Here is a 4,162-nt window from a genome sequence, read left to right as displayed (position 1 = left end):
AGTAGTATATGAATTTATTCATTACAAAATCAGACAGGTTGAATAAGGAATCAAACAAGCTTTATAAAGTTTTATAAGGTTTTGGCAACGGAGATTTAGCTAAAGAAGGAAGGGTTTATTTTGAAAGATATAAAGATGATGTCAGAGTCATTTGAGTTAGGATGTGTTTTGGCGGTTTCTGGTGGATTTATGGATGCATATTCATATATATGTAGAGATAAAGTTTTTGCTAATGCACAAACTGGGAACATACTTTTATTTGGGATAAATCTATCACAAGGAAATTTCAAAACTGCATTTACATATTTTTCACCTGTTGTGTCTTTTGCAATAGGAATATTACTAGCTTGTATGTTTAAAAGTCATGTTAGTGAAGAAAATATGTTTCATTGGAGACAATTTTCTGTATTATGTGAAGCTATTATATTATTAGTTGTGGGCTTTATACCTCAAGATTTAAATTTATTAGCTAATAGTCTTACATCCTTTGCTTGTGGAATTCAGGTACAAAGTTTTAAGAAAATTAATGGCAATGGTATTGCAACTACAATGTGTATTGGTAATTTAAGAAGTGGTACAGAGAATATATGGGCTTATATTAGTACAAAGAATAAGCTATACTTAGAAAAGGGAATATTATATTTTCAAATTATATTTGCTTTTGCTTTAGGAGCAGTATTAGGTGATTTCTCTATAGACTTATTTAGAGAAAGGGCAATAATAGTATCTTCTATTTTATTGTTTTTAACTTTTGCTATGATGTTTTTAAAGAAGGAAGAGAATGGTTATTCTTTAAGATAGTTTGAAATAAAAAGCAACTTTTTATAGTTGCTTTTTATTTTGTACTTTTATTAGTAATAAAAATTTATATTTTTTAATTATGTAGGAATAACTGAGTATGTTACTGACTATAATTTAAATATGATGTTAATACCTACATTTGCAATAACATTCTTTGCTTTACTAGTATCATAAAATTGAAACTTTAGTAAAGTTAAGAATGTATCTCTTAAAAATTTGACTTTAGAATAAAAAGCAGGCTTAATGCCTGCTTTTTATTCTATATAAAATTGTTAATATATTTTATAACAAATTATATAGGTAGAAAAAAATGTGAAACATTTCAAAATGAATGTAAAGGTTATAAAAAAAGTAAGGGTATATGGAGGGAATAATAATGAAATATAATAATCCAGTAATAAAAGGGTTTTATCCAGATCCAAGTGTTTGTAAAGCAGGAGATACATATTACTTAGTGTGTAGCTCATTTCAATACTTTCCAGCAGTGCCTCTTTTCGAAAGTAAAGATTTAATAAATTGGAAGCAAATTGGTCATTGCTTAACAAGAGAGAGTCAAATAGAATTAGATGGTGTTGCAAGTTCTGGAGGAGTTTTTGCTACAACAATAAGATATAACAACGGAAGATTTTATATGGTTACAACTAATGAAACATTAAGAAAAAATTTTTATGTATATACAGATGATATTTATGGAGAATGGTCTGATCCAATTTATGTGGAGCAGGATGGAATTGATCCATCACTTTTATTTGATGAAGATAAGGTGTATTTCTTAAGCACTGGTGTTGATGATGATGGAGTAGATGGAATAATTCAATGTGAAATTGATATTGAAACTGGAAAGAAACTTACAAGAAGTAAGGTATTATGGATGGGTACAGGAGGACGTTATGTTGAAGGCCCTCATATGTACAAAATTAAAGATAAATATTACTTAATGGCAGCAGAAGGTGGTACTGAGTATGGACACATGATTACTTATACTATGGGAGATTCACCTTATGGAGAATTTAAGAATTATCCTAAAAACCCTGTTTTGACAAATAGAAATTTAGGGGGATATGCTATTCAAGGTATTGGACATGGAGACCTTGTAGAAGATAATAATGGAAACTGGTGGATTGTTCATCTAGGTTTTAGACAGATAAGTAAATATGAAATGTTTCATCATTTAGGAAGAGAAGTATTCTTAGAACCTGTTAAGTTTGATGAAGATGGATGGTTTACTGCTGGTGAAAATGGAGTTACAAGAGACTTAGTTGAGACTGACTGTATTCCTGATTCTGTGATTCAAGAAGAAAAGAAGATATATACTTTTGCTAATACTAAATTAGAAAATGATTGGTATTATCTAAGACATCCTATTTATGAAAACTATGAATTTAGTAAGGATAAATTAGTTCTTAAAGGAAGTGAAGTGACTTTAGAAGAAGTTTCAAACCCAACATTTTTAGGAATCCACCAAAAGGACTTTAATGCAGAAATAAGATATGAAGTTAGTGTTTCAGGTGGAGAAGGTGGAATAACCATGTATATGGATGAAAATCACCATTATGATTTAGCAATAAGAAAAGTGGATGATGTTTATGAAATTGTGGAAAAACTTAATATAGGTGATATAAAATCTGTGGAAAATAAATTGTCTTTAGGAAATAGTAATAAGGCAGAGATTATAATACGTTCAGATAATAGATATTATAGCTTCTTTATTAAGAATGGTGATGAAGAAATTGCTTTAGGAAAAGCTCAGACTAGATATTTATCTTCAGAAGTTGCTGGAGGATTTACAGGGGTACTTATTGGATTATATGCCTTTGGAAAAAACTTGGCAGAATTCAGTAAATTTAAATGTGAGTAATATGGATTAATAGAAAATATAATATTATTTTTATAAGAATAAATCTAAATTTGAGAAAGAATTAAGTTAACGTTTTACTATGTCAAATAAAAAAAGTAGAATTGATTAAATTGAGAATTAAAATGACATTTGAGTATTAAAGTCGTAATAAAATTTCTCAATTGTTAATAAAGTGCATGATAAATATTAAAATTTTTAAATTTATCATATTGCTTGAATAATTTTGTAAAATAGTGTATTCTTATAAATAAAGGTACCGTAGTAAATATAAGGTAATCAAATAAATGAGGTGTATAACATATACCTCATTCGATTTATATAAAGACATACAAGGGGGTTATTTATTATGTCAAACGCAAAAATATTCTATCAAGAAGATTGTAATCTTTCTTATTTAAAGGGTAAGACAATTGCAATTATCGGATATGGTAGCCAAGGACATGCACATGCATTAAATTTAAAAGATTCAGGATGTAATGTTGTTATTGGTTTATATGAAGGAAGTAAGTCTTGGGCAAAAGCTGAAAAGCAAGGATTCAAAGTATACACAGCAGCAGAAGCTGCTAAGTTAGCTGATATAATCATGATTCTTATCAATGATGAAAAACAAGCTGATATGTACAAGAACGATATCGAACCAAACCTAGAAGCAGGAAACATGTTAATGTTTGCTCACGGATTTGCAATTCACTTTGGACAAATTGTTCCACCTGCAGATGTAGATGTTACAATGATTGCACCAAAGGGACCTGGTCATACAGTAAGAAGCGAATACCAAGCAGGAAAAGGTGTTCCATGTCTTATAGCTGTTGAACAAGATGCAACAGGACATGCTCAAGAATTAGCACTAGCTTATTCATTAGGAATTGGGGGAGCAAGAGCTGGTGTACTAGAAACTACATTCAGAACTGAAACTGAAACTGACTTATTCGGTGAACAAGCAGTACTTTGTGGTGGTGTTTGTGCATTAATGCAAGCAGGATTTGAAACATTAGTAGAAGCAGGATATGATTCAAGAAATGCTTACTTCGAATGTATTCATGAAATGAAATTAATAGTAGACTTAATTTATCAATCAGGATTCGCAGGAATGAGATACTCAATTTCAAATACTGCTGAATACGGTGATTACATCACTGGACCTAAGATAGTAACTGAAGAAACTAAGAAGGCAATGAAGAAAGTATTATCTGATATCCAAGATGGTACATTTGCTAAGGACTTCTTATTAGATATGTCTCAAGCAGGTGGAAAGGCACACTTTAGAGCTATGAGAAGAATAGCAGCTGAACATCCATCAGAAGTTGTTGGAGAAGAAATTCGTAAGTTATACAGCTGGAATGGTGAAGATAAATTAATCAATAACTAATATATCTTTTGTTTCGATGATGAAACCTATGTCTGATTATTATTGGACATAGGTTTTTTATATTTTAAGGGAGGTTAAGTAACAGTTACAAAAATATTATAAAACCTTAGAAAAGTGTACTAAAAAATAACAAA

Annotated in this window: 3 protein-coding genes; all 3 read left to right on the top strand. The window is 29.9% G+C overall.

All coding sequences use genetic code 11. The features are described 5' to 3' along the window. The first annotated feature begins 120 nt into the window (after positions 1 to 120). Positions 121 to 801 (top strand): YoaK family protein, encoded by a 681-nt coding sequence (locus BM384_RS16000; protein ID WP_207650741.1) that lies wholly within the window; start codon positions 121 to 123, stop codon positions 799 to 801. A gap of 376 nt (positions 802 to 1,177) precedes the next feature. Continuing rightward, on the top strand, positions 1,178 to 2,659 hold the full coding sequence (locus tag BM384_RS15995; RefSeq protein WP_090015107.1) for a glycoside hydrolase family 43 protein: 1,482 nt from the start codon (positions 1,178 to 1,180) through the stop codon (positions 2,657 to 2,659). Positions 2,660 to 3,005: 346 nt separating this feature from the next. Continuing rightward, positions 3,006 to 4,028 carry a ketol-acid reductoisomerase gene (gene ilvC / locus BM384_RS15990; RefSeq protein ID WP_090015105.1) on the top strand — a complete coding sequence of 341 codons (1,023 nt, stop codon included), beginning with the start codon at positions 3,006 to 3,008 and terminating at the stop codon, positions 4,026 to 4,028. Positions 4,029 to 4,162: the final 134 nt, after the last annotated feature.

Source organism: Clostridium sp. DSM 8431, from assembly GCF_900116755.1.
Classification (GTDB): Bacteria; Bacillota; Clostridia; order Clostridiales; family Clostridiaceae; genus Clostridium.
Note: the sequence above shows the minus strand (reverse complement) of the source record. Positions and strands in the feature narration are given on the sequence as shown.

Coding starts and splice junctions, on each gene's coding strand:
- BM384_RS15995 (WP_090015107.1), top strand. CDS start 1,178: ATGAAATATAATAATCCAGTAATAAAAGGGTTTTATCCAGATCCAAGT.
- ilvC (WP_090015105.1), top strand. CDS start 3,006: ATGTCAAACGCAAAAATATTCTATCAAGAAGATTGTAATCTTTCTTAT.